18 protein-coding genes are annotated in these 23,250 nt (G+C 38.0%); 5 read left to right on the forward strand and 13 right to left on the reverse strand.

What is annotated here, in order from left to right; genetic code table 11:
• Window positions 1–6 precede the first annotated feature (6 nt).
• The 7 genes from R2R71_RS09480 to R2R71_RS09510 all read right to left on the reverse strand — a co-directional run bounded on the left by R2R71_RS09480 (window position 7) and on the right by R2R71_RS09510 (window position 6,752).
• Complete coding sequence (locus tag R2R71_RS09480) at window positions 7–1,179, reverse strand: RsmB/NOP family class I SAM-dependent RNA methyltransferase (RefSeq protein ID WP_316831034.1); 1,173 nt, start codon at window positions 1,177–1,179, stop codon at window positions 7–9.
• 17 nt (window positions 1,180–1,196) lie between these two features.
• Window positions 1,197–2,414, reverse strand: coding sequence for an ABC transporter substrate-binding protein (locus R2R71_RS09485; protein ID WP_316831035.1), 1,218 nt, complete (start codon window positions 2,412–2,414; stop codon window positions 1,197–1,199).
• Window positions 2,415–2,511: 97 nt separating this feature from the next.
• Entirely contained in the window at window positions 2,512–4,041 is a 1,530-nt protein-coding gene (guaA, locus tag R2R71_RS09490) for a glutamine-hydrolyzing GMP synthase (RefSeq protein WP_316831036.1), read from the reverse strand.
• 60 nt (window positions 4,042–4,101) lie between these two features.
• Complete coding sequence (locus R2R71_RS09495; protein ID WP_316831037.1) at window positions 4,102–4,500, reverse strand: type II toxin-antitoxin system VapC family toxin; 399 nt, start codon at window positions 4,498–4,500, stop codon at window positions 4,102–4,104.
• Window positions 4,497–4,733 (reverse strand): prevent-host-death protein, encoded by a 237-nt coding sequence (locus tag R2R71_RS09500; protein ID WP_316831038.1) that lies wholly within the window; start codon window positions 4,731–4,733, stop codon window positions 4,497–4,499. Before R2R71_RS09500 ends, R2R71_RS09495 begins: the two co-directional genes overlap by 4 nt.
• Window positions 4,734–4,793: 60 nt before the next feature.
• Entirely contained in the window at window positions 4,794–5,249 is a 456-nt protein-coding gene (locus R2R71_RS09505; protein ID WP_316831039.1) for a dCMP deaminase family protein, read from the reverse strand.
• Window positions 5,250–5,315: 66 nt separating this feature from the next.
• Window positions 5,316–6,752 (reverse strand): MFS transporter, encoded by a 1,437-nt coding sequence (locus tag R2R71_RS09510; protein WP_316831040.1) that lies wholly within the window; start codon window positions 6,750–6,752, stop codon window positions 5,316–5,318.
• A gap of 143 nt (window positions 6,753–6,895) precedes the next feature.
• On the opposite strand from R2R71_RS09510, the gene R2R71_RS09515 reads away from it, so the two are divergent.
• The gene (locus R2R71_RS09515; protein WP_316831041.1) at window positions 6,896–7,528 is read left to right on the forward strand and encodes a LysE family translocator; all 633 of its coding nucleotides are present in this window, start codon (window positions 6,896–6,898) and stop codon (window positions 7,526–7,528) included.
• Window positions 7,529–8,544: 1,016 nt separating this feature from the next.
• Here R2R71_RS09515 and R2R71_RS09520 read toward each other — a convergent pair.
• Window positions 8,545–10,446, reverse strand: a complete 1,902-nt coding sequence (locus R2R71_RS09520; protein WP_316831042.1) for an amidophosphoribosyltransferase — start codon at window positions 10,444–10,446, stop codon at window positions 8,545–8,547.
• Window positions 10,447–10,669: 223 nt separating this feature from the next.
• On the opposite strand from R2R71_RS09520, the gene R2R71_RS09525 reads away from it, so the two are divergent.
• The 4 genes from R2R71_RS09525 to R2R71_RS09540 are packed head-to-tail and all read left to right on the forward strand — an operon-like array spanning window position 10,670 to window position 17,405.
• Entirely contained in the window at window positions 10,670–13,378 is a 2,709-nt protein-coding gene (locus R2R71_RS09525; RefSeq protein ID WP_316831043.1) for a TonB-dependent receptor domain-containing protein, read from the forward strand.
• Window positions 13,379–13,383: 5 nt separating this feature from the next.
• On the forward strand, window positions 13,384–14,721 hold the full coding sequence (locus R2R71_RS09530) for a DUF4876 domain-containing protein (RefSeq protein WP_316831044.1): 1,338 nt from the start codon (window positions 13,384–13,386) through the stop codon (window positions 14,719–14,721).
• Between the two features lie 5 nt (window positions 14,722–14,726).
• Window positions 14,727–16,262 carry a DUF6850 family outer membrane beta-barrel protein gene (locus R2R71_RS09535; RefSeq protein ID WP_316831045.1) on the forward strand — a complete coding sequence of 512 codons (1,536 nt, stop codon included), beginning with the start codon at window positions 14,727–14,729 and terminating at the stop codon, window positions 16,260–16,262.
• 3 nt (window positions 16,263–16,265) lie between these two features.
• Entirely contained in the window at window positions 16,266–17,405 is a 1,140-nt protein-coding gene (locus R2R71_RS09540; protein WP_316831046.1) for a cytochrome-c peroxidase, read from the forward strand.
• Between the two features lie 148 nt (window positions 17,406–17,553).
• Here R2R71_RS09540 and murI read toward each other — a convergent pair whose 3' ends face one another.
• The 5 genes from murI to R2R71_RS09565 all read right to left on the reverse strand — a co-directional run bounded on the left by murI (window position 17,554) and on the right by R2R71_RS09565 (window position 23,232).
• A complete protein-coding gene (murI, locus tag R2R71_RS09545) occupies window positions 17,554–18,372 on the reverse strand; it encodes a glutamate racemase (protein WP_316831047.1) in 819 nt (272 codons plus the stop codon).
• A 155-nt stretch (window positions 18,373–18,527) separates the two neighbouring features.
• On the reverse strand, window positions 18,528–19,109 hold the full coding sequence (locus tag R2R71_RS09550; protein ID WP_316831048.1) for an OmpH family outer membrane protein: 582 nt from the start codon (window positions 19,107–19,109) through the stop codon (window positions 18,528–18,530).
• 56 nt (window positions 19,110–19,165) lie between these two features.
• Window positions 19,166–19,696, reverse strand: a complete 531-nt coding sequence (locus tag R2R71_RS09555) for an OmpH family outer membrane protein (RefSeq protein WP_316831049.1) — start codon at window positions 19,694–19,696, stop codon at window positions 19,166–19,168.
• 102 nt (window positions 19,697–19,798) lie between these two features.
• Window positions 19,799–22,342: an outer membrane protein assembly factor BamA gene (gene bamA / locus R2R71_RS09560; RefSeq protein ID WP_316831050.1), complete on the reverse strand. Its 2,544-nt coding sequence runs from the start codon at window positions 22,340–22,342 to the stop codon at window positions 19,799–19,801.
• Window positions 22,343–22,491: 149 nt separating this feature from the next.
• A complete protein-coding gene (locus R2R71_RS09565; RefSeq protein ID WP_316831051.1) occupies window positions 22,492–23,232 on the reverse strand; it encodes an isoprenyl transferase in 741 nt (246 codons plus the stop codon).
• Window positions 23,233–23,250: the final 18 nt, after the last annotated feature.

Raw genomic sequence — 23,250 nt, forward strand, 5'->3', positions numbered from 1 at the left:
CTACAATCATTGGCCTTCACCCTTTTTAATTAACCTTGCTACGAACATGGTATCGGCATGCTGGCGATAGCCTTTTATTAATTCCATTGATTCCAGTTCCATTGGAAGGTTTTCGGTAATAAACTTAACAACCTCTTCATTCTCCTCAGCAAAGGCCGAACAGGTGATATAGATGAGCGGTTTCCCTGGCTTTAAATATTTTACTACATGCTGCACTATCGCCTTCTGCATTGTAGCAAACTGGCCGATTTTCCGCTCCTCAAAAAAAGTAAGCATTTCGGGGGTTCTTCCCCAGGTACCTGAACCTGTACAAGGCGCATCAAGAATAATCCCGTCGAAAGCATAATGATGGAGAATCTGGTCGTTATTTTTTAAGAGGTCAAGCTCCTTTTTATGGTATTTCCTGATGCCTGCAAGCCTGAAACGTTCATCTAGATTGAGCAAAACACTTTCCCTCAAATCTGAAACAAGTAAATCCAGAACAGGTTCAAGGCTGTGAAGGAGTAAAGTTTTACCGCCCGATGCCGCACAGCAATCCCACCACTTATCCCATTTATTGGGCTTAAAATAACTGCCTGTATGCTGCGAAGACAAATCCTGAACCTGGAAGCTCCCTTCTTGTAAAACCCCCTCTAGTTTTGTGCCGTTGGGTAAAGAAAGGGCCGTTTCTGTAATTTGTTTTACGGGGATATCCGCTGCTTCAAGCTTTAGTTTAATCGAAGAAACTGCATCAGCGGCAACCCTTATAAAAAGATCAGGCTGTTTAAAAAAAGACTCGTAAAACTCAATGGTATCAACAGCTTCGGATAAATGCGCATTAAAAGGATAAACCTCCGCCAGGTTAAAATCAGGGTACTTTGCAGAAATTAACTCAAGCTTCTCCTGAAACGGAGCACTAACCTCACTTGCCAGTTCGGGCAGGTTTTTTTCGGTAATCAGGCTTAAGCTATCGTGACAAAGAAAATCGGCAACGCTTAAGCGTTCCTCAGCAGTTAAATTTGCCAATGCCTTTCCAAGCCTGAAGAAACTATACAAATGTCTGGTTGCCCAGCGACGGTCTGATGAACCCATCTGTTTATTTTGCTTAAAATAAGCAGGTAAAAAGCGATGCAAGGGCAAATTCCCGTTGTAATGCTGTAATAACTGTTCAAATGCCTTAAGCTGGTGATGTACTCTCATAGGTTATTTATCGGTTTTTACTCAATTACAGTTAAAGCAAAATTTCTGTACCTTAAAAGCATTAAACTTGTATTGATGTAGCCAAGCTGTTCATCGTGTACGAATGTGAAATTATTATGCAGGCCTTTATATTTCTCTTTGGTTAAGTAATCCAGGTAATCTTCGCCATAGGTAGCCATTAACTTTCCAAAATAATAACCCTCATCGAAACCTTTAAAGGCGTATTCGCCAGGTTCAAATCCATATTTACTCCGATAACTTTTTATAAACGCAATTACATTGGCATTACGGTAATCTACCTTGTAAGAAGAGCTGATTATTGTATTTAGCGCTTGCAGTTTCTCTGAAGGATAATTTTGTTTTGACCATAACGGATGACCAAAAAGATTAATGGCATACCCCCCGGCTGGCAGGTTTTTAAGTTTATAAAGCTTTTCGATGGTGGGCAGAACAAAAGCCCTGTCTGATGAAGTAACCAATACCGCATACTGTTTTCCTTTAATCATTTTCGTTTCAAACGCAAAGGCCGATGCATATTCCTGAACAATAAACCTGTTATTGGTTTGCGCCTGAAAATACTTCCTGAATGGAGAAGCAAGTTGCTCATCTTCAGTTTTTTTCGTGTTAATGATAACGATTATCGTATTCGCCGGATTAAAAGTTTTGGTGATGTAGGCAGCAATTTTTTTAGCGTGTAAATCAATATTGTTTACAATAGAAATTAAGTTAGGATTATTAAAATCGGAAGGCTCTGAAGCGGCCAGCGGCGATACTACCGGCATATTATTCAGCTTTGAATAATTGGTGATGTATTTTACCCCATCCGGAAAAACCGGCCCGACTACAAGGTTACTTTTCCGGAAGTTATCGATTTTATATAGCGACCCGATTTGAGCATTATTATCCTGTGTATCATAAACATTAAGCTTAAAATTTGAACCGGAAGCTGCTATTGAATCCAGGCCAAGCTTAAATCCCTGGTAAAAATCAATGGGCATGGCATATTTTTCTACATCTGCCTTACTCATCGATTTCAGGTTCACCTCATTAAGTTTAAAAGGAACGAGCAGTGAAATACTCGCCTGTGAAAACTTTTTAATCGCCTTCTTTTCAGCTGGCTTTTCTTTTTCTGCAGGCTTATCGGTTTCAGTTTTTACGGTCGTAATTTTTGGAGAGCAGGCCGCCAAAATCAGTGCTGCAAAAACCAAGAAATAATGTTTCCTTTTTAAACTCATAGTATTGTTGTTAACAAAATATGCTGGCAAAAGTTATATCCCTCTGCCAGCATACCTAATATTAGCGATAAAATATTAAATCAGTGTTACCGATTTATTATTCCCACTCAATCGTTGCAGGCGGTTTAGAGCTGATATCGTAAACAACCCTGTTAATCCCCTTAACCTTGTTGATGATATCATTTGATATCTTCGCCAGCACCGGATAAGGCAAATGGCACCAGTCAGCTGTCATACCATCTAACGATTCAACAGCACGAAGTGCAATTACATTCTCGTATGTACGCTCATCGCCCATTACACCAACAGATCTTACCGGTAAGAAAATAGCACCAGCTTGCCATACTTTATCATATAATCCTGCTTCTTTCAGGTTATCGATGTAAATTTTATCCGCATCCTGTAAAATGGCAACTTTCTCAGGCGTAACCTCTCCAATAATCCTGATTCCCAAACCTGGGCCAGGGAAAGGATGTCGGCCTAAGATAAATGATTCTAATCCAAGTGTAGATCCTACCCTTCTTACTTCATCTTTAAATAAAGTTTTAAGCGGCTCTACAACTTTTAATTTCATGAAATCCGGCAAACCACCAACGTTATGGTGCGATTTTATGGTAGCTGATGGCCCCTTTACAGAAACAGACTCTATAATATCAGGATAAATGGTACCCTGTGCCAACCACTTCACATCCTTGATGTGGTGCGATTCCTCATCGAATACCTCGATAAACACCCGACCTATAATTTTGCGTTTTTGCTCCGGATCTTCCACGCCAGCCAGCTGAGCTAAAAATTTATCCTTCGCATCAACACCTTTAATATTTAATCCAAAATCTTTGTATTGCTCCAGTACACTTTCAAACTCATTTTTACGCAATAAACCATTATCAACGAATATACAGTGCAAATTAGTACCAATAGCCTTATGCAATAAAACCGCAGCTACGCTACTGTCAACACCTCCTGAAAGGGCAAGTACAACCTTATCATCACCTAAAGTTTGTTTTAGTTCAGCGATGGTTGTTTCAACAAAGGCCGAAGAAGTCCAGTCCTGGCTACAACCGCATATATCAACAAGGAAGTTTTCCAAAAGAATCTTTCCGTCAATACTGTGCGTTACCTCAGGGTGAAACTGAATGGCATAAGTATCCGAATCCTTAATGTGGTAGGCGGCTACCTTAACACTTTCGGTACTTGCAATTAATTCAAAGTTTTCTGGTATATCCGTTATCGTATCTCCATGACTCATCCACACCTGCGAATCGATATTGATACCTTTAAACAACTTGTTATCCTGGTTTACAAAACTTAAGTTGGCACGACCGTATTCGCGTGTTGAAGATGGCTGAACAGCACCGCCTGAATGTTGGGCGATGTACTGGGCACCATAACAAACAGCCAGTAACGGATATTTTAAGTGGTACTTCGATAAATCAATCTGAGGCGCATCATCCTGACGAACAGAATAAGGACTTCCAGAAAAGATAACCCCTTTTACATCAGCTGTAATTTCAGGAAGATTATTATATGGATAAATTTCACAGTAAATATTTAGTTCGCGAACCCTGCGGGCAATGAGTTGTGTAAATTGCGAACCAAAATCGACGATAATGATTTTTTCTTGCATCCGCAAAGTTAGCAATTAGATGTGAGATTTGGGAAGTGAGATGTAAGATTTAGATGAATTTTACCAAACAATTTTTAAACCTTCAGCTTGATATTTACTAATACTTTCATCCTTACTGATTAAGGTAATATTTTTCTGAATAGCCTGCCCTATTAACATCCTGTCAAATGGGTCACGATGCCATGTTCCTTTCAATTGATGATAGTTGGCAGCTTCTTCAGGCAATAAGGGTAAAAGTTCATAACCAGCCTCAACTGCTAGTTCAGGTATACGATCAGGTAGGATGTTCGAAATTTCTAATTTATTTAACGAATGCTTTAGCGATATTTCCCAAAAGCTAATTGCGCTAACAAAAATCGTATTCTTTCTGTCCTTTAGGATTTTAATACAGTTATCAGAGAGTTTTGAAGAATACATCAAAGACCAAATCAGCACATGGGTATCTAATAAATAAATCATAACCCCAAAAATTCCTCTTCAGTTATTTCGAAATCTTCTTTAAAGATTATTTCTGCCTTGCCATCTAGCATACCTATTTTTCGCTCACTTTCATTTTTTTCAAGGTCAGGCACAAAGTACCCAATAACTTCTTTTTTTCTCCCAAAAGTTACAGCTATACCAATGCCAGCCTTAATATCTTCCAATACTTCCGAAAAATGAGCTTTGAATTCCCCAACCGACATTGTTTTCATAATTAAAAATTTGATAATCAAATATAAACAAAACTTGTCAAGTTGTCAAGATGCAGCTAACTATTCGATCAGCTTCACTTCCACACCGAATTTCCTTAAGAAATCCACCCCCTCATCACTCGGTAAACCTTTATAGGCAGCATATGATTTTGCGTAATAAACCAGCTTAATCCCCGACGATAAAATTAACCTTGCACAGGCAATGCATGGCGATAAGGTAGTGTATAAAGTACAACCTTCTATTTTTGCACCATTTTTGGAGGCATAAAGAATTGCATTTTCTTCAGCATGGAGCGCTAACGAACAACTTCCCTTACTGTCTCTTGCACAACCATGCTCTGGCCATTCTTCATCGCAATTATGTGTTCCGGCAGGCGGGCCATTATAGCCTATAGAAATAATGCGTGTATCTTTGGTTAGAACGGCACCCACATGGGCACGAACACAATGCGAACGCGTAGCCAGTTCGGTTGCCAGGTTCATGAAAATACTATCGAAGCTAGGTTTGTCAGTCATTATAAAATTAAAAAAGCCACAGAAACAATAAATGCTTCTGTGGCTGTAAAAATACTTTATTAAATCTTAATGTCCGCCAGAAAGTTTTTTATCAAAACTAATTCCCTGCGATTTTAAGATACCACTAACTCTCCACGCATAAAAAGCAAGATATGCAAAGCAGATAATACCAACAATATAGCTGTACTGAATGCCGGTAAACTCTGATATTGCACCTTGTAACCAGCTGATGATACCACCACCCATAATCATCATGATTAAGAATGAAGAACCCTGACTGGTGTGTTTACCTAAACCACTAACCGCTAAAGTAAAGATACATGGCCATAGGGTACTACAAAATAAACCAACACTTGTGATGGCATAAACACTTACCATACCTGTGGTAAACATACCAATTAATAAGGCAGTGATTCCAATTCCGGAGAAAATCAATAACATCCGTGCCGGATTTCCTTTACTCGCCATATCAGCAACAATTAATACTAGGATAATTAATCCATAAACATAAAATGGAGCTAAATCATGATCAGCAATGGCATTAACAGCAAGGAAAATTCCAAAGGCTAAGTAAGGTGCCACAAATCTTAATATTTTCTGTGTATTTACGTTATCGGTAAAGGCTTCAACGGCACCTGTCCAGCGTCCGATCATCATACTTGCCCAGTAAAGTGAAATGTAAGGAGCAATATCATGAATGGCAAAACCAAGATCTTTTTCCATATAAGCAGGTAAGTTACTTGCTGTTGATACCTCCACACCCACGTAAACGAAGATCGCAATCATTCCCAATACCAGCTGAGGAAATTTTAAAGCCGAACCATTAACATTTTTATCATCTTCAAGATGAGATTCTGCTAATGCCGGACGATCAGGCAATGAAGATAATTTAAGGAAAACCGCAACTGCGATAAATGCTACTCCAAGAACAAGGTAAGGAATTTTAACACTTTCTATACTAATACTTGTTGATGCATTTGCAGCTGACCCGAAAATAGCAAAGCTAACGATAAGTGGACCAATAGTAGTACCAAAGTTATTGATACCGCCTGCTAGAGTTAAACGCTGAGAACCTGTTTTAATTGGCCCCAAAGCAATGGCCAGCGGATTGGCAACGGTTTGCTGTAAGGAGAAACCCAGGGCAACGATGAACAAGCCTGAAAGCATTAAAGGAAACGAATGAAGATTCGCTGCCGGGTAAAACAATAAGGTTCCTAAGGCAGAAATAACCAAACCAAGGGCTAATGAATTTTTATAGCCGAGTTTGTTTACAATATCCTGCCCCATTACAACAGAAATACCATTATAAATTAAAGCCCCTACAGTATAAGCAATATAAAAAGCGAGTGATACCAGCTGACTTTCAGCCTGCGATAAATCAAATGCTTTTTTAAATACAGGTATCAGGATGTCGTTACTGGCAGCTACAAAGCCCCAGAAAAAGAAAACGGTAACTAAGGGAATAAACTGCCCCCACTTGGTTTGTTCTTGTTCTTTGCTCATTTTTTAAATTTAGTTTTAGTGGGGCTAAACTTAAATAAAAAAAAATTAAAAAACGGTAACTTTTAAGGTGCTGTACAACAAAAATAAAGTTGATATGTTTAGCTTTAAATCGCATATTCGCATATTCATAAATAACACAATGCATGTTTGAAGCCATATTATTAGGTATAGGGGCAGGGATTATTTCGTCGTTTTTAACAGGTCCGGTATTTTTCGCAATGATAAAAACCAGTATCGAAAAGGGCTTCAAAGCTGGTTTTTCTTTGGCAATCGGTGTTATTATAAGTGATGTTATTTTAATCAGTATTGTACTTTTCGGCAGCCAGTTTTTCGATTACAAAGCCGATTTCGATAAATATGTCGGCCTCATTGGCGGAATCTTTTTACTCGCCGTTGGGATCTACTACCTCGTTTCAAAAATCTCCGTACACTACGATAGTTCGACACTTCAGAAAGTGAGTAAACGTGGTTATGTTTTAAAAGGTTTTTTGATGTGTATCCTTACGCCTTCTACACTAATGTTCTGGATTATAGTTAGCGGAATTATTTCCGTTAAGCTAAATAACATGCTAAACGAGAAACTCGTCTGTTTCTTTATTGCCATGGCCACCCAGTTAAGTATAGACGGCGCCAAAAGTTTCTACTCCAGCAAATTACGGTATCGCATAAAAGAAGATGCCTTGCGAAAACTCAATAAAATAGCCGGTGTCATCATCATTTTCTTTGCATTTTGGCTGGTTATTAAAACTTATCTCAAGTTTTACGCCGGAATGTAACTGAAAAGTTCTCTCCTTTACTGCCTACCAAAAGACTTTAATTTTTTCCGTGCTTTCCGTGTTTCCGTGGCAAATATTTACACCTTTCAATAAATTTCCCTGCCAAACGCGAAATGACGACTTTAATTTTTTTCCGTGCCTTCCGTGTTTCCGTGGCAAATATTTATACCTATTCAAAGATTTCTCCGCTACGGTCTATAAAGCTTTAATTTTTTCCGTGCTTTCCGTGCTTCCGTGGCAAATTTCAATAAATTTCCCTGCCAAAAAATCCCTTTAGATCTGCGTTTTTCGCGGGAGAAATAAAAAAACCGTCATTGCGAGGCACGAAGCAATCTCTTCCTACCCATGCTGCATTTACTTCAGCACCCCTTAGATCCAAAAGTAATTCCAAAGATTTCTCCGCTACTGAAGGAATGAAAACTTTAATTTCTTCCGTGCCTTCAGTGTTTCCGTGGCAAATATTTACACCTATTCAAAGATTTCTCCGCTACGGTCGAAATGACGACAAAAAAATCCCTTTAGATCAGCGTTTTCTGCGGGAGAAATAAAAAAAACCGTCATTGCGAGGCACGAAGCAACCTCTTCCTACCCATGCTGCATTTACTTCAGCACCCCTTAGATCCAAAAGTAATTCCAAATAATTCCCCGCTACAGAAGAAATAACGACTTTAATTTCTTCCGTGTCTTCCTTGTTTCCGTGGCAAATATTTACACCTATTCAAAGATTTCTCCGCTACGGTCGAAATGACGCCAAAAAATCCCCTTAGATCTGCGTTTTCTGCGGGAGAAATAAAAAAACCGTCATTGCGAGGCACGAAGCAACCTCTTCCTACCCCATGCTGCATTTACTTCAGCACCCCTTAGATCCAAAATTAAATCCAAAGATTTCTCCGCTATGGTCTAATAAGGCTTTAATTTTTTCCGTGTCATCCGTGTTTCCGTGGCAAATACTTATAACTGGAAACAAAAAAGCCCGCACGAGGCGGGCTATATAATCCTTATTCCTAAACCAAAGCTTAATATGCTCGCTGGTTATTACCTTCTTTCCAGTTAACAAAAGCTTTATTTACCACCTTGTTTCCACCTGGCGTAGGGTAATTTCCTGAGAAATACCAGTCACCCTTATTCTTCGGACAAGCCTCATGAAGGTTTTCAAGGCTTTGATAAATTACCTCAACCTCGGCAACTGTACCTTTCGGCGTAATAATCTGTGCAATCTTTGCAGAAATTTCCTCCGGCGTAAAAGGTTTATAAATATCCTTTACATGATTTACGATTTCCTCTTTCGGCAATAATAATGAAGCTTTACATTTCGTATAAACATCTTCAATAACCTGCCACATACCACGCTCGGTTAACAATTGTATAGCCGCATCGAAGGCCACAAACTGCCCCATCCTGCTCATATCGATACCATAACAATCAGGGTAACGGATTTGCGGAGCCGAAGAAACAATAATAATTTTCTTTGGATGCAGACGATCGACAATCTTGATAATACTTTGCTTTAAAGTAGTACCCCGAACAATAGAATCATCTAAGGCAACAAGTGTATCCTTATGGTTATTAATAATACCGTAAGTAGTATCATAAACGTGAGCAACCATTTCGCTTCTATCCGCATCTTGCGTAATAAACGTACGAAGCTTTACATCTTTAACTGCAAGCTTTTCAACCCTTGGTGCTAATGACAATAATTCTTCAAGCTGTTCATCTGATAATTCTTCTTTCTTATGCAAAAGAATATCCTTCTGGTGCCTGCGAACATATTGCTGAACGCCATCTACCATACCAAAAAAGGCAACTTCTGCTGTGTTTGGTATGAAAGAAAATACGGTGTTTTTTAAATCGTAGTTAACGGCCTGAAGAATTTTATCGCTTAACAAACGACCAAGTTGTTTACGTTCGCGGTAAATTTCTACATCGCTTCCTTTTGAGAAGTAAATTCGCTCAAAAGAGCAGGATAACCTTTCAGTAGGTTCGCGGAACTGCTCCATGCTAACCTCACCATTTTTCTTGATGATTAAAGCATGTCCCGGATCAATTTCCTTAACATCTTTAAACTGAATGTTGAACGCCGTTTGTAAAGCCGGACGCTCCGATGCAGCTACAACAATTTCATCATCATAATAGTAATATGCCGGACGGATACCAGCAGGATCTCTCATAATGAAAGAATCGCCATTACCAACCATACCACAAATAGAATAACCACCATCCCAGGTTTTAGCCGAGCGGCGAAGGATATTCGCGATATCAAGGTTATCAGAAATTTTATGTGTGATGGCTACGTTATCGTGACCTTCTTTTTTGTACTGATCAAAAAGATCCTGGTTTTCATCATCCAGGAAGTGACCGATTTTTTCCAGCACCGTTACCGTATCTGCCTTTTCTTTTGGGTGCTGCCCTAACTCGTATAACTGCTCAAGTAATTCATCAACATTGGTCATGTTAAAGTTACCGGCAATTACAAGGTTACGCGTCATCCAGTTATTTTGCCTTAAAAATGGATGGCAATTCTCGATGCTGTTTTTACCATGCGTACCATAACGCAAATGGCCCAATAACACCTCGCCAATAAAGCTTACGTTGTTTTTGAGCCACTCTGTATCCTGCATCAGTTCAGGCGTGTTTTCCTGTATATCTACGAACTTGTTCTGAACATATTCGAAGATATCTGCTACCGCGTTCGAAGCCATGCTCCGGTATCGGCTAATGTACCTGCTTCCTGGCTTCATATCCAGTTTAATGGTTGCAATACCTGCGCCATCCTGGCCCCGGTTATGCTGTTTCTCCATTAAAAGGTATAATTTGTTAAGGCCGTAAAGTGCTGTACCGTACTTTTGCTGGTAGTAAGAAAGTGGTTTTAACAGGCGAATGAAAGCGATTCCGCATTCGTGTTTTATCTGATCACTCATTGTGTGGGTTTGAAGCCGCAAAGTTATCCTTTTAAACCATCACAACCTAAACAAAAGTGTTTTCTTTTGTCACAAAGGAGTTAATTTGAATTGCGGTGTTAATCAATCCTTTAAAATCCTGAAATGTTAAATTATTTGGAATTAATCTAAATAGCTTGCTTACTTCGTGTAAAAATCACACCTTTGCGCAATATTTAGAATTAATCTAATTAATAATACGGATTTGAGAGCACTTTACTTAACATTTATACTTCTTGCGTATTTTGGTATTCCTGGTACTGCCAGTGCACAAAATAGTTACCTAAGAGGCAATGTTATCGATGAAGAAAATAAACCATTACCCTACGCTATTATTACTTTGGTGGATCTTCAAAGAACAACCTATACAGATGGTAATGGAAATTTTAGTTTCAGTTTAGATCAAAAAACAAAATTAAACAGCGTAACGCTAAAGATTACAACTGTTGGAAAACAATCGATTCTGAAAACAATCTCATCTTCAGAATTTAATAAGGTTTTGATTTTTAAAATGTATGATTTGAGCTTAACACTTCAGGATGTTGAAATCAATCAAAAACGTATTGCTCAAAACTCCAATTCATCTATTGTTTTCGACAGAGAAGCTATTGAACAATTACAGGCATTTAGCTTAGCCGATGTGCTAAACAATTTACCGGGGAAAAAATTAGTCGCACCCGATTTACAAAATCCAAATACAATTACCCTAAGAAGTGAGGCAACTGGCATTCAATCATTAAGTAACTCCCTAGGCGTAGCTATAATTATCGACGATATACAGCAATCGAACAATGCTAATATGCAAAATAAAAGCGTAAGCAAGTGGGGTGTTGGTTCAGCGATCAGCAATGCAACGCACGGAAGTTTTGACACGCCGTTCAGTGGTCTGGATATCAGAGACATTCCAACAGACAATATAGAAAGTATTGAGGTTATTCAAGGCGTGGCACCTGCGAAATACGGCGATTTAACCGATGGTGCCGTTATTATAAACAGACAGGCAGGAAAAACACCTTTTCAATTCATCACACGTATCAATGGTGCATCAACAAATTTTTCACTTTCTAAGGGATTTAAACTCAATAAAAAATGGGGAGCATTAAATTTTGGAATAAATTACCTCAATTCAAATGAAGACCCAAGCGATAAGACAAAAGTCTATGATCGATATAGCGGTAATTTAATGTGGACCAGCTACCTGCTTAAAGGCTTAAAGAACACCATTTCTATTGATTATAATTTCAAAATAGATAATGTTAAAATAGATCCTGATGATGGTTACGAAATCAGAACATACTCAAAAGCAAGAAATTTAAGTATTAGCAACCGTACCTCGCTTAACATTAACCATTCTATTATAAAATCGTTAAATGTTAGTTTGGGCTATAGTTCAGGATATCAGGAAACATATAACCAGAGATATATTAACGGTGCCGTTAAAGGAATATCTGATAAAGATACCTCTGGGGAAATATACGAGGGCTATTATATCCCAGGTAATTACTTGGCAGTTGAAAACATAGCGGGTAAACCTTTAAATTTTAACGGAAATATCGGTTTATCAAATGAAATATATACTGGAAATTTATTACATCAGCTAACAATTGGAGCAAATGCATATTACTCCAGAAATGCAGGCATGGGTGTAATTATCGACCCAACAAAACCTAGATGGGCAAATACAGCATATCAAAATGACAGACCTTATAGTTTCGAAAGTTTACCGGACATCGTTAATTATGGTGCCTACGTTCAGGATAACTTTAAATTCAAATTCTTTGATAAATACCTTAATTTCAATCTGGGATTAAGATACGATGTGCAGAATGGGCAGGGCAACGTTCAACCAAGGCTAAGCACAAGCTACAAGCTTTCAAAAGATATTGAAATTAACGGTTCATATGGTATTTCTACGAAAGGTCCCACATTGGCCCATCGCTATCCCGCACCGACTTATTTAGATCTTATACTTCTTAATAAATATACCGGATATGTAAACGAAAGTATTTTTCTTGTTTACACAGATCGGATCATTGCAGATAACAGTAACTTAAAATCAAGCCAATCGAACCAATTTGAGTTTGGATTTAAAATGACTAAGCCCTTATTCAACACTTCATTATTTGGTTACTTCAAACATGATTTTAATGGTTTCAGTAATAATACGGTTTACAAGACTTATCTGTTACCACAATACGATTACACCTATGTTCAGGGTGCTAAACCAATAGTTACACAAAATGGGAACTACACAAGAAAATATGTGGGAATTAATACCGTTGGTAACGATCTCGATTCAAAAAACTACGGTTTAGAATGGGGATTATCATTCAAAAAAATTGAATCAATTCAAACTATTCTTAGTGTCAATACATCATTCAGTTATAGCAGATATCGCAACTCGGCTGAAAGAGTAATTCCAACGAGTCAGACCAATATCGACGCAGGAAAGGTTGCTTGGTTTGGTATTTATCCAGTAAATGAATATTACAACTGGAATCTGATGAGCAAGCTCAGCGCCACTACACACATACCACGATTAGGTTTTGTAGTTAATTTACTTGCCGATATATCATGGCAAACCGTAACTAAAACCCTGGCCAATAGCTACCTACCAATCGCCTATTATGATATAAATATGATAAGGCACGAGATTCCTGATTTTGACCGAAACAATACTGAGTACGGTTATCTGAATTTATCCTCAGAGGCAAACAGTAAAACAAAGCTTCCTTTCGCCTACGCCAATATGTCTATTCGCATATCTAAAGAAATAAAGCAAAATCTTAGGTTATCAGTTAATGCATATAATTTTCTAAATATCAGATATAGGTACTACAATCCGGAAACGAATGTAGTAACTACTTATTCTTACCCAACAAGTGTTGGTGCAGAGCTATCAATTAAATTTTAAAAAACATGAAAAAATCACTACTTCCTTTATTCGCTTGCCTGATTGTCTTTCTCGCTGCATGTAAAAAAAATTCGCTTGATGAGGTGCAACCTGTACAGGCAACATTCCAGTTAAGCTTTGATGCCGCTACAAAAGACCTCGGCTTAGCGCTTACAAATACAGAAATTACTTTGACAAATAAAATGGATGGAACCATTAATAAGGCTAAAGCAGATATTAATGGTAAAGTTGTTTTTGCCAGCATTGCTCCCGGTAATTACAGTGCTGTAGCTAGCTTAACTGTTAAAGCTGCCGATTACACAACATTAACAGGAACATACATTGCTCAGGATATTATTTTCAACGGAAGCTTAGAAACCAATGTTTCAGCGACAAATGGCGCACTAGCGATCACTTTAAAATCGGGAACATTAGGTAATTGGGTTATTAAGCAAGTTTATTATGGTGGTTCAAGCACTACAGATGGAGCAGTTTTCAGAGATCAGTTTATCGAGATTTTTAACAACTCGAATGAAGTACTATATGCTGATAGTTTGTATATATCACAGATTTATGGTAAAAACACTAAAGTATCGGGTGTCGATATCACACAAGCTGCTTTTCAATCGAACGGTCAGTTTAACTGGGCAAATGCGATAGACATGAAATCAACCAATCCAAATACCGATTATGTATACCTTCGGACTTTGGAAATGATTCCAGGAACAGGAAAAACATATCCGGTACAACCAGGCGCAAGTATAATTATCGCCCAAAATGCATTAAATCATAAAGCATCCTACGTTGGTCCAACGGGAACAGCATATTCTGTTAAAAACCCGGCATTAACCATAGATTTAAGCACAGCTGATTTCGAAACCTATCACGGTAATGTAGCTGGGATTAATCCACTGGCTTCTGATGTAGACAACCCTCTTGTACCAAACACAGTTTCATTAATAACCGACGGCGACAGGGATATGATTTTGAACGCAAATGGATACGAAGCCATCGTGATTTTTAAAATGAAAGAGAGTCCACTGAGCTTAACAGGATATGCTTCGCCAGATGTTAAAACAATTACAAGTGCTACAACACTCTATAAGCAACTTCCAGTTACGAGTATTATAGATGCAGTTGACATTGCGCATACTACAGCCTCTAGCAGAGCTGCAAAAAGAATTCCTGATGCAGCTGACGCCGGATTTACATTTACTCCTGGAGGCTCATACTCTTCGCAATCAGTAATAAGAAAAACCTCAACCACCTTAGGAGGCAGAAGAATATTAAAAGACACCAATAATTCAACAGCAGATTTCGACTATCTAACTATTGCTGACCCTACAAAAACAGTATTTAAATAAAAATCGTGAAATTTTTACTAAAGATCAGTTTTTCAGTAATTTTATCAGCAGCTGTTTGTGCAAAGGCACAAACAACTGCTGATAGTACTTTCCTGTATCAGCAGGCAAACCTCAACTTTCAGTCTTTAAAATGGGGTATTACCCAGCTGCACAATACTGAGCTTAATAAAGCTTCATCTTTTGGTTTGAACTATAATTATCAATCAGGTAGTTTCAGGCAGGCGCAACAAGCGGAAAAAACAACAAATGCATCATTAACAAGTGAAGGAATAAGTACAATTGACCGGTTTAAGCTATATGGCTATTTCTCTTTTTCAAAAACATGGCAAGATAGCCTCAAATTGAGTCAAAAAGGTATTGAAGATGCTTATACACCCTATTACTTTATAGCTGGCAAAGCGGGTACATTTGAACGGCAAAAGTATTTAGGCGGTGGATTAGTGTCTTACGAATTATTAAAAGAAAAGCTCTATCTCGGAACAGGTGTCGATTATCTTTATAATTCTTCCGCTCGCTCTGTCGATCCAAGATCTTTAGTAACCACCTATAAGATAGTTTTTAGTCCTGAACTGGCTTTTAGATTTAAACAGAATACCGTTGGTTTGGGTATAATTGCAGGTTATGGTGATGAAAAAGTTGAAGTTGGATATGTAAATTCAAATTTTGGAGGATCACTTCTTTACCCAGATCGGATATCTTACCTAAACTATGGCTATGGGTATATTCAAATCAACACCACTAACTTCATTAGAAGAAACACCTACACCGGTTTAAAGTTAAATTATGCAGGAAAATTTAATAATTGGGAAATTCGTGGGAGATTAAATTATCTTGTATCAAAAGAAGTGAACCAGATTGTTAAGGAAATGGCATTAAACGACGAAACTTTCGGTACATTTCAGTTAGAAACATACAAAGCTGATATCATCTTAAATAAAAAAGTAGGTCAGATCAACCATCAGCTTTCAATACAAGCTTCAAAAAATACAGGTGATGATAATCTGGTTAGTTTAAAAGCCAGGAACTACACATTAAATTCTTCTGAAATTAATTTAAACTATGCGCATTTAAAATCAAATGCAGGCACGAAAAACATTGAATGGTTTATTAATGCCAACCTGAAAGATTTTTATCAGCGTGATGCTGCAGCCAATCATACCTTAAAGTACAGTTATATAAAAACAAATATTGGAAGTACCATATATTGGAAAGTATTAAACAAAGATTTGTTAACTACTGAAATCACTGCGGGATCACGGTTACCCTTAAATTCTGATTTAGTGGTTCCTGGGACTCAGGTAAATATCTTTACACGAGGAGTAGCTTATCCTGATTATTTATATTGGAGCAGTACTATGGGTGAACTACAGTTTTTGGCTAACTATACCACAAATAAACTATTAAATAAATTCCGTACTGGCATAACATTTAAATCATCCTACTTTAGAAATCTAGGTACACCTGCATCCAATTTGGATGCTACATTTATTCCCGGCAAAAGTTACCTTGATATCAATCTATCGCTAAACCTGTATTTTTAACCCATGAATAAAGTTTTCATTACGCTTGCCCTAATCCTTTCCGGATTAGTTCTTTTTTCTTTTCAATCAACCGATTTTAACAACGATGATGAGTTAAGTATTGATAGCTTACGTAAAGTTTATTCAAAACCAACAAGCGAGTGGCCCAAACCTACGGTTGATAAAGAAGCGGTATTCGAAGAATTAGGAGAACTTCCACCCTCACCCATCAATTTAAAAAATGATTCTGTTAAAAAAGTAGTCGAACTGGGTAAAATTCTTTTTTTCGATCCCCGTCTTTCAGGTTCAAACCAGATTTCATGCTCAAGCTGTCATGCACCCGATTTACATTGGACAGATGGCCGGCAGGTTTCCATCGGCCACGATCATTTGGCCAATATCCGCAATGCACCTTCCTTAGAAAACGTTTGGTTTTATAAAAAACTATTTTGGGATGGAAGAGCAAACAGCCTCGAAGAACAGGGAGAAAGTCCGGTGGCTGCACATAACGAAATGCACCAGGACATGAAAGCACTGGCTAAAAAGTTAAGTAAAATTAAAGGCTACAAACCTTACTTTACCGATGCCTTTGGCTCTCCCCAGATCACCAACAAAAAAATATTCGAAAGCCTTGCCACATTTCAGCGAAGCATTGTGAGCCGTAGAACACCTTTCGACAGGTTTTTGGCACAGGATAAAAAAGCCCTTACCGATCAGCAAATTGTAGGCTTACACTTATTCCGCACAAAGGCCCGTTGTATAAATTGCCATAACGGACCACTCTTTACCGATAACGAATTCCACAACGATGGTTTAACCTATTATGGCCGTAAGTATGAAGATTTAGGGCTTTACAATGTGACAAAGAAACCTGAAGACGTAGGTAAATTCAAAACACCAGGCTTGCGAAATGTAATGAAAACAGCGCCATGGTTTCATAATGGTTTATTTCCCGACATGAATGGGGTCATGAATATGTATAATGTAGGCATGCCCAACCAGCGTGTTCGGCCAGAGCAGATTAATGATCCTTTACTACCTAAAAACGATAAGCTGTTACGTGGCTTAAAACTAAGTAATGCAGAAAAAGACGCAGTTGTTTCTTTTCTTGATGCCTTAACCTCGCCAACGGTACTCATAAGGGTAGAAAAACTGCCTCAATAGTAATTATCGTTATGTCTGGTAAATAGTAGCAATTGGTTATTTAACATGACAAACAGCAGGCACTGATAAGGCATGCATATCCATAGATAAGCCATGTCCTAAGGCATGATAGTTGCATTTTAAGGCATATATACTGCATGCATAGCAATTACATCCTTTGTGAAGTTAAGGCTTCATTAAAAAATATTGAAGCTCGCTCATCGAATACAAGCGGATCACCGCTGGTATAAAAAGATTTCTGCATGTTTTTCCCGAGTTGCGATTCAATTTCAGGATGCCTTTTCAGGTATTCAGCCAAACTATCGGCCACAATTTCACCCTGTGTTAAAAGGCTGATATAATCGGGAAATATCTTTTTAAGTTTTGGTAACAGTAAAGGATAATGCGTACAGGCCAAAAGCACACAGTCAATAGCATCAGATTGTGCCATCAGCTGGTTACAATATTCCTCCACAAAGAAATCGGCGCCCGATTGCAAATGTTCATTATTCTCAATCAGTGGCACCCACATCGGGCAGGCTTGCTGATGAACCTTAACATCAGGGAAAAATTTGTTGATTTCAAGCAGGTACGATTTAGAATTCACCGTGCCCCGGGTACCCATTACCCCAACATTACGCGTGCCGGTGTAACTGCCTATCACTTCTGCCGTAGGCCTGATTACACCAAGTACCCTTCGGTCAGGATATTTCGATGGTAAATCTCTTTGCTGTATCGTTCTTAAAGCTTTTGCCGAAGCCGTATTGCAGGCCAGGATAACAAGGTTACAACCCTTACTAAAAAGCCATTCTACGCATTCTAAGGTGTACTGGTAAATCGTTTCAAAAGAATGGTCGCCATAGGGCGAACGGGCATTATCGCCCAGGTAAATATAATCGTACTGCGGAAGCTTCTCTGCTATAGCGCGAAATACAGTTAAGCCTCCGTAGCCAGAGTCGAAAATACCTATGGGTGATGAATGTTGCATGGGCGCTGTTAAACCTTGCAACGTTACAATGTTTTTTTCAACTTTACAACATTTCTCCACCACGTTAACGGGCCAGGTAACTCCCTGAAAACAAAAAAGCGGAATTAAGTTAGACTTAATTCCGCCAATAACCGGTATTTAAACCTGGTATTTAATTATTTTTTAGGTGCTGTAGTTGGTTTTGCTGCAGTTGCAGAAATACCTAATTTAGTTTTAACCGCAGCAGTGATATCTTCACCACCATCCCAGAACACTAAATTGTTTCCACCTTGCCCGTTAGCTACATCGAATACATAAGCTAAACCTTTTTCTTTTGCAATAGAAGAAATAGCAGTAGCAACTTTAGTCTGGATTGGCTGAAATAACTCACCTTGTTTAGTACCTAAATCTTGTTGAGCTTTAGTTCTTGCGTCACCAATACGTTTTTCTAAATCCTGTAATTCAGTTTCAGCAGCTTGTAATTCTTTATCAATCGCATCTTTATTAGCCTCACTACGGGTTTTAGCTTTATTCTGCGCAGCGGTCATTTTTGTTTGATATTCTTTAATCATCACATCAATTTCACCTTGTTTAGATTTACTTAGGTTCTCTAAAGTAGTTTGCGCTGTTTTTGATTCTGGTAAATTTGCAAATACATCTTCTGAATTTACGTGACCAATCTTTTGCTGTGCATTTGCCATATTTGCTGTAAACAATAGCCCTGCTGCTACTACAAATACGTTAATTAACTTTCTCATGTTTAATTTTACTTTTTATTTTTTTAATTGTTTTTCCTCAATGCCGGGCGAATATACTAATTATTTACAGTCCCCGGTTTATAACCTAATTTTACAATCACATCATTACTAACATCGTAACTGCTGCTTGCATAAATCATCATTGTAGCTTCGCTGCTTTTATCAAAGATGAAATCAAGATATTTAGCTTTAGCAATTTGTTTAATTACATCAGCAACTTTATCCTGTATAGGCTTAATTAATTTAGCCCTGCTTTGAAAAAGATCGCCATCTGGTCCGAATTTCTGACGTTGAAATTCTTTGGCCGCTTTCTCTTTCTCAATAATTTCATTCTCACGGCGCTTACGCATATCATCAGTTAACAAAACCTGGTCTGCCTGATAAGCTTTATACATCCGGTCGATTTCACTGAAATTCTGGTCAACCTGTGTTTGCCATTGTTTCGAAGCTACCTCTAACTGGCTTAATGCCGATTTGTACTCAGGCATATGCTTTAAGATATACTCTGTGTCTACATAAGCAAACTTCTGGGCAAAAGCGCCAAAAGTTGTGCAAAGTAAAAATGCGATAAAAAGATACTTTTTCATTTGTGTGTGTGTTTAATGACTAGTTACTATAAGTTAAGCTTTGTATAAACTCCACTTATAATGTTTTATTGCATAATTAATTATTTTTTTAGTGATTAGCAATTAAAATCCTCCTAATTGTTGTGCGATACTGAAGTGGAACTGGCCTTTGTTAGCATCTGGTAATCCAGGGATAGCATCGAAACCATAACCATAATCAATACCCAACAAACCAAATATTGGTAAGAAGATACGGGCACCAACACCCACTGATCTTCTGATGTTGAACGGGTTGAAATCGCTGAACCTGTTCCAGGTATTACCACCTTCGGCAAAGGCAAGTACGAACGCTGTAGCCTGCTGACTTGCAATAACAGGATAACGGGCTTCAAGAACATACTTCGTATAAATCGGGCTACCTGATTGCTGCGCAATAGTTGGGTTAGAACCTACCGGGATTACCGTATTGTTAGCATAACCACGCATAGCAATTAACTCTGAACCTTGTAAGAAATCGAATCCCTGCATACCATCACCACCAAGTTTAAACCTTTCGAATGCCGACTGACCAACAGCTTGTGTATACTGACCTAAGAAACCAAACTGTGCCTGTGCTTTAATTACAAAGTTACCTGCAACACGTTGGAACCACTGCGAATCGAATTTCCATTTGTGGTATTCTGTAAACCTGTATTTCGTTTTATCTGAAGCCGTAGCGTAATTCACATTGTTAAATAATGAATATGGTGGCGTAGCCTGAACCGTAAAGCGGATGAATGAACCCGATTTAGGGAAGATAGGCGAATCCCTTGAATCGCGGCTAATTTCCTGCGTTAAGTTTAAGTTATAAGAAGTACCTGTGCTGAATAAATATCCAGGGTAATTCTGAAGGATATATTGCTGAAGGTTTACCGAGTGTGTTAACTGGAAATAGTTATCAGGCCAGTTTAACCTTCTTCCTAAACTTACTGTCACACCATTTAAACGGATTTTATAATAACCTGAAATATCAGGAGAAGTTCCGCTTGATTGTAATGAAGTAAAGGCACTAACACCAAAGCTTACCGGCTTCTCACCACCAAACCATGGTTGAGAGAATGAGAAACTATACGATTGATAATATTTACCGTTAGTTTGACCACGCAAACTTAATTTCTGTCCATCACCTTTTGGTAGAGGTTTATATGCTTTTAAATTAAACAGGTTTCTTAAAGAGAAGTTATTAAAGGTTAAACCCAATGTACCGATAATACGGCCACCACCAAAACCACCCGATAGCTCAATCTGATCTGAAGGTTTTTCCTCAACAGCATACTCAATATCTACAGTACCATCTGCAGGGTTAGGACGTGGTGTTGGTACAGTTTTTTGCTCATCAAAGTTACCCAGCTGACCAATCTCACGAACGGTACGGATTAAGTCACTCTTGTTAAATTTCTGTCCTGGTTTTGTACGAATCTCACGTAACACTACCTTATCATTGGTAATGGTATTTCCTTTTAAGGTAATACGATTATTCGTGTATTGCGGACCTTCATAAATACGCATCTCAACATCAACCGTATCATTATAAATCTTTGTCTGAACAGGATCTATGTTGAAGGTTAAATAACCGTTGTCGGTATATAAACTGTTAATATCTCCACCGTTTTCACCACCACCATTAATCTTCTTATCAAGCTTATCTTCACTAAAGATATCACCTTTTTCGATGGTAAGTACCTTATTTAAAACATCTGTACTATAAATGGCGTTACCTGCCCAGGTAATTTTACCGAAGTAATATTTTTTACCCTCATAGATATCCATCTTAATGTTTACCTTTTTATCGTTGTACTGGTAAATACTATCTTTTAGTAGTTCGGCATCACGATAACCTTTCTCGTGAAGCTTCGAAATCATTTTTACTTTATTCTCTTCGTACTTCTCTTTACTGAATTTACCAGAACCCCAGAAACGCCACCAGGCAAATTGCTTGGGGTTTTTAAGGAACTTACGGAGTTTAGCCGGCTTGAAATCTTTATTACCCGTAAAATCAATATGCTGTACTTTTACTCGATGCCCTTTATCGATATTAGCCTCTAAAACAACACTGTTATCTGAATTTGGGTCTTTACGTGTAGTGTAATCGATTTTGGTAAAGAAATAACCCTTATCTAAAAGGTATTTCTTTACAATTGCCGATGTAGTATTGTAAAGGTTATCATTAACGATTTTACCCGTTTTATCATTTAATTTTTCCTGGATTGCAGTTTTCTCCGACTTGCGTACACCTTTTAAATCGATAGAACTTAAACGAGGACGCTCTACAACTTCAATCTCAAAGTAAACTGTATCAAGAACAAATTTTTCAATGTTTAATTTAACATCGTCGAATAAACCTTGTGCCCAAAGCGTTTTAATCGCATCGGCAGTAGCCTCTCCAGGTAAAACAACTTTATCACCTTTGGTTAGTTTAGATAAAGTAATCAGTACCTCTTTATCAAGATATTCTGTTCCTGTAATTTTTGTACCACCAATAATAAATTCCCTTGGACTAAAATAATCGAGATCCAGACCACCTACTTTTAAGGATGGTGTTGCTGGAGCCTGACCTGTAGGACGAACTTGGGCAAAGGCCGGAGCGGCTAAAACTATTAGGATTAAAACTTGAAATATTCTTTTCATTAAAATAATTTGTTCAGTAATGGCCACAAAAGTTATCATATTTCATAAAGCAAAGCTTTATTCTTAATACCCCTGAAGTGGTTACATTTATCGTATAAAAGTGCTGCTAAGTTAATTTAAACCCTTGTTAAAAAGTGTTAAAAGAAAAATTAGTTTAATTGTTCGCTAATTTTACCAAAACGGCGTTCGCGTTTTTGATAATCAACAATGGCTTCAAAAAGATTATCTCTCCTGAAATCAGGCCACAAAACATCGGTAAAATAAAATTCGGTATAAGCCATTTGCCAAAGCAAATAATTACTTATCCTGTGCTCCCCGCTGGTGCGGATCATTAATTCCGGATCGGGTATGTTTACGGTTGTTAATTTTGAAGAAAACAACTGCTCATCGATATCATTAATATCAATGGTATTATCTTTAACTGCTGCTGCAATTTTTTTGGCTGCATTAACAATCTCCCATTTTGCACTGTAACTTAATGCCAATGTTAAGGTGCATTTAGTATTATGCGCTGTTTTATCCATAGCTTCTTTCAAATCATCTATACATTCCTGTGGCAGCGATTCGATATTGCCTATAGCATTAAGCTTAACATTATTTTTATTCAGTGTTTCTGTTTCCTTGTTAATTGTCGAAATCAGGATCTGCATTAAAGCATCAACCTCCTCTTTCGGACGGCTCCAGTTTTCAGTAGAAAAAGCATAAAGGGTAAGGTATTCGATACCAACCTCAACGCATCCCTCTACAATATCTTTTACTGAAAGTACACCTTGCTCGTGCCCGAAAACACGCATTTTACCCTGGCCTTTTGCCCACCGGCCATTACCATCCATAATTACAGCAATGTGCTTTGGCAGTCGGCTATAGTCTATTTGTTCTTTAAATCCCATTAATTATGTCAAAATCAG

Origin of the sequence: Pedobacter aquatilis, assembly GCF_032678405.1 — a bacterium.
Classification (GTDB): Bacteria; Bacteroidota; Bacteroidia; order Sphingobacteriales; family Sphingobacteriaceae; genus Pedobacter; species Pedobacter aquatilis_A.

What these genes read in the sequence shown, in the direction of transcription:
- bamA (WP_316831050.1), bottom strand. Translation starts at nt 22,342, where the DNA reads ATGAAAAGAATATTTCAAGTTTTAATCCTAATAGTTTTAGCCGCTCCG.
- R2R71_RS09555 (WP_316831049.1), bottom strand. Translation starts at nt 19,696, where the DNA reads ATGAAAAAGTATCTTTTTATCGCATTTTTACTTTGCACAACTTTTGGC.
- murI (WP_316831047.1), bottom strand. Translation starts at nt 18,372, where the DNA reads ATGCAACATTCATCACCCATAGGTATTTTCGACTCTGGCTACGGAGGC.
- R2R71_RS09565 (WP_316831051.1), bottom strand. Translation starts at nt 23,232, where the DNA reads ATGGGATTTAAAGAACAAATAGACTATAGCCGACTGCCAAAGCACATT.
- R2R71_RS09520 (WP_316831042.1), bottom strand. Translation starts at nt 10,446, where the DNA reads ATGAGTGATCAGATAAAACACGAATGCGGAATCGCTTTCATTCGCCTG.
- R2R71_RS09510 (WP_316831040.1), bottom strand. Translation starts at nt 6,752, where the DNA reads ATGAGCAAAGAACAAGAACAAACCAAGTGGGGGCAGTTTATTCCCTTA.
- R2R71_RS09550 (WP_316831048.1), bottom strand. Translation starts at nt 19,109, where the DNA reads ATGAGAAAGTTAATTAACGTATTTGTAGTAGCAGCAGGGCTATTGTTT.
- R2R71_RS09540 (WP_316831046.1), top strand. Translation starts at nt 16,266, where the DNA reads ATGAATAAAGTTTTCATTACGCTTGCCCTAATCCTTTCCGGATTAGTT.
- R2R71_RS09515 (WP_316831041.1), top strand. Translation starts at nt 6,896, where the DNA reads ATGTTTGAAGCCATATTATTAGGTATAGGGGCAGGGATTATTTCGTCG.
- R2R71_RS09530 (WP_316831044.1), top strand. Translation starts at nt 13,384, where the DNA reads ATGAAAAAATCACTACTTCCTTTATTCGCTTGCCTGATTGTCTTTCTC.
- R2R71_RS09495 (WP_316831037.1), bottom strand. Translation starts at nt 4,500, where the DNA reads ATGATTTATTTATTAGATACCCATGTGCTGATTTGGTCTTTGATGTAT.
- R2R71_RS09500 (WP_316831038.1), bottom strand. Translation starts at nt 4,733, where the DNA reads ATGAAAACAATGTCGGTTGGGGAATTCAAAGCTCATTTTTCGGAAGTA.
- guaA (WP_316831036.1), bottom strand. Translation starts at nt 4,041, where the DNA reads ATGCAAGAAAAAATCATTATCGTCGATTTTGGTTCGCAATTTACACAA.
- R2R71_RS09505 (WP_316831039.1), bottom strand. Translation starts at nt 5,249, where the DNA reads ATGACTGACAAACCTAGCTTCGATAGTATTTTCATGAACCTGGCAACC.
- R2R71_RS09485 (WP_316831035.1), bottom strand. Translation starts at nt 2,414, where the DNA reads ATGAGTTTAAAAAGGAAACATTATTTCTTGGTTTTTGCAGCACTGATT.
- R2R71_RS09480 (WP_316831034.1), bottom strand. Translation starts at nt 1,179, where the DNA reads ATGAGAGTACATCACCAGCTTAAGGCATTTGAACAGTTATTACAGCAT.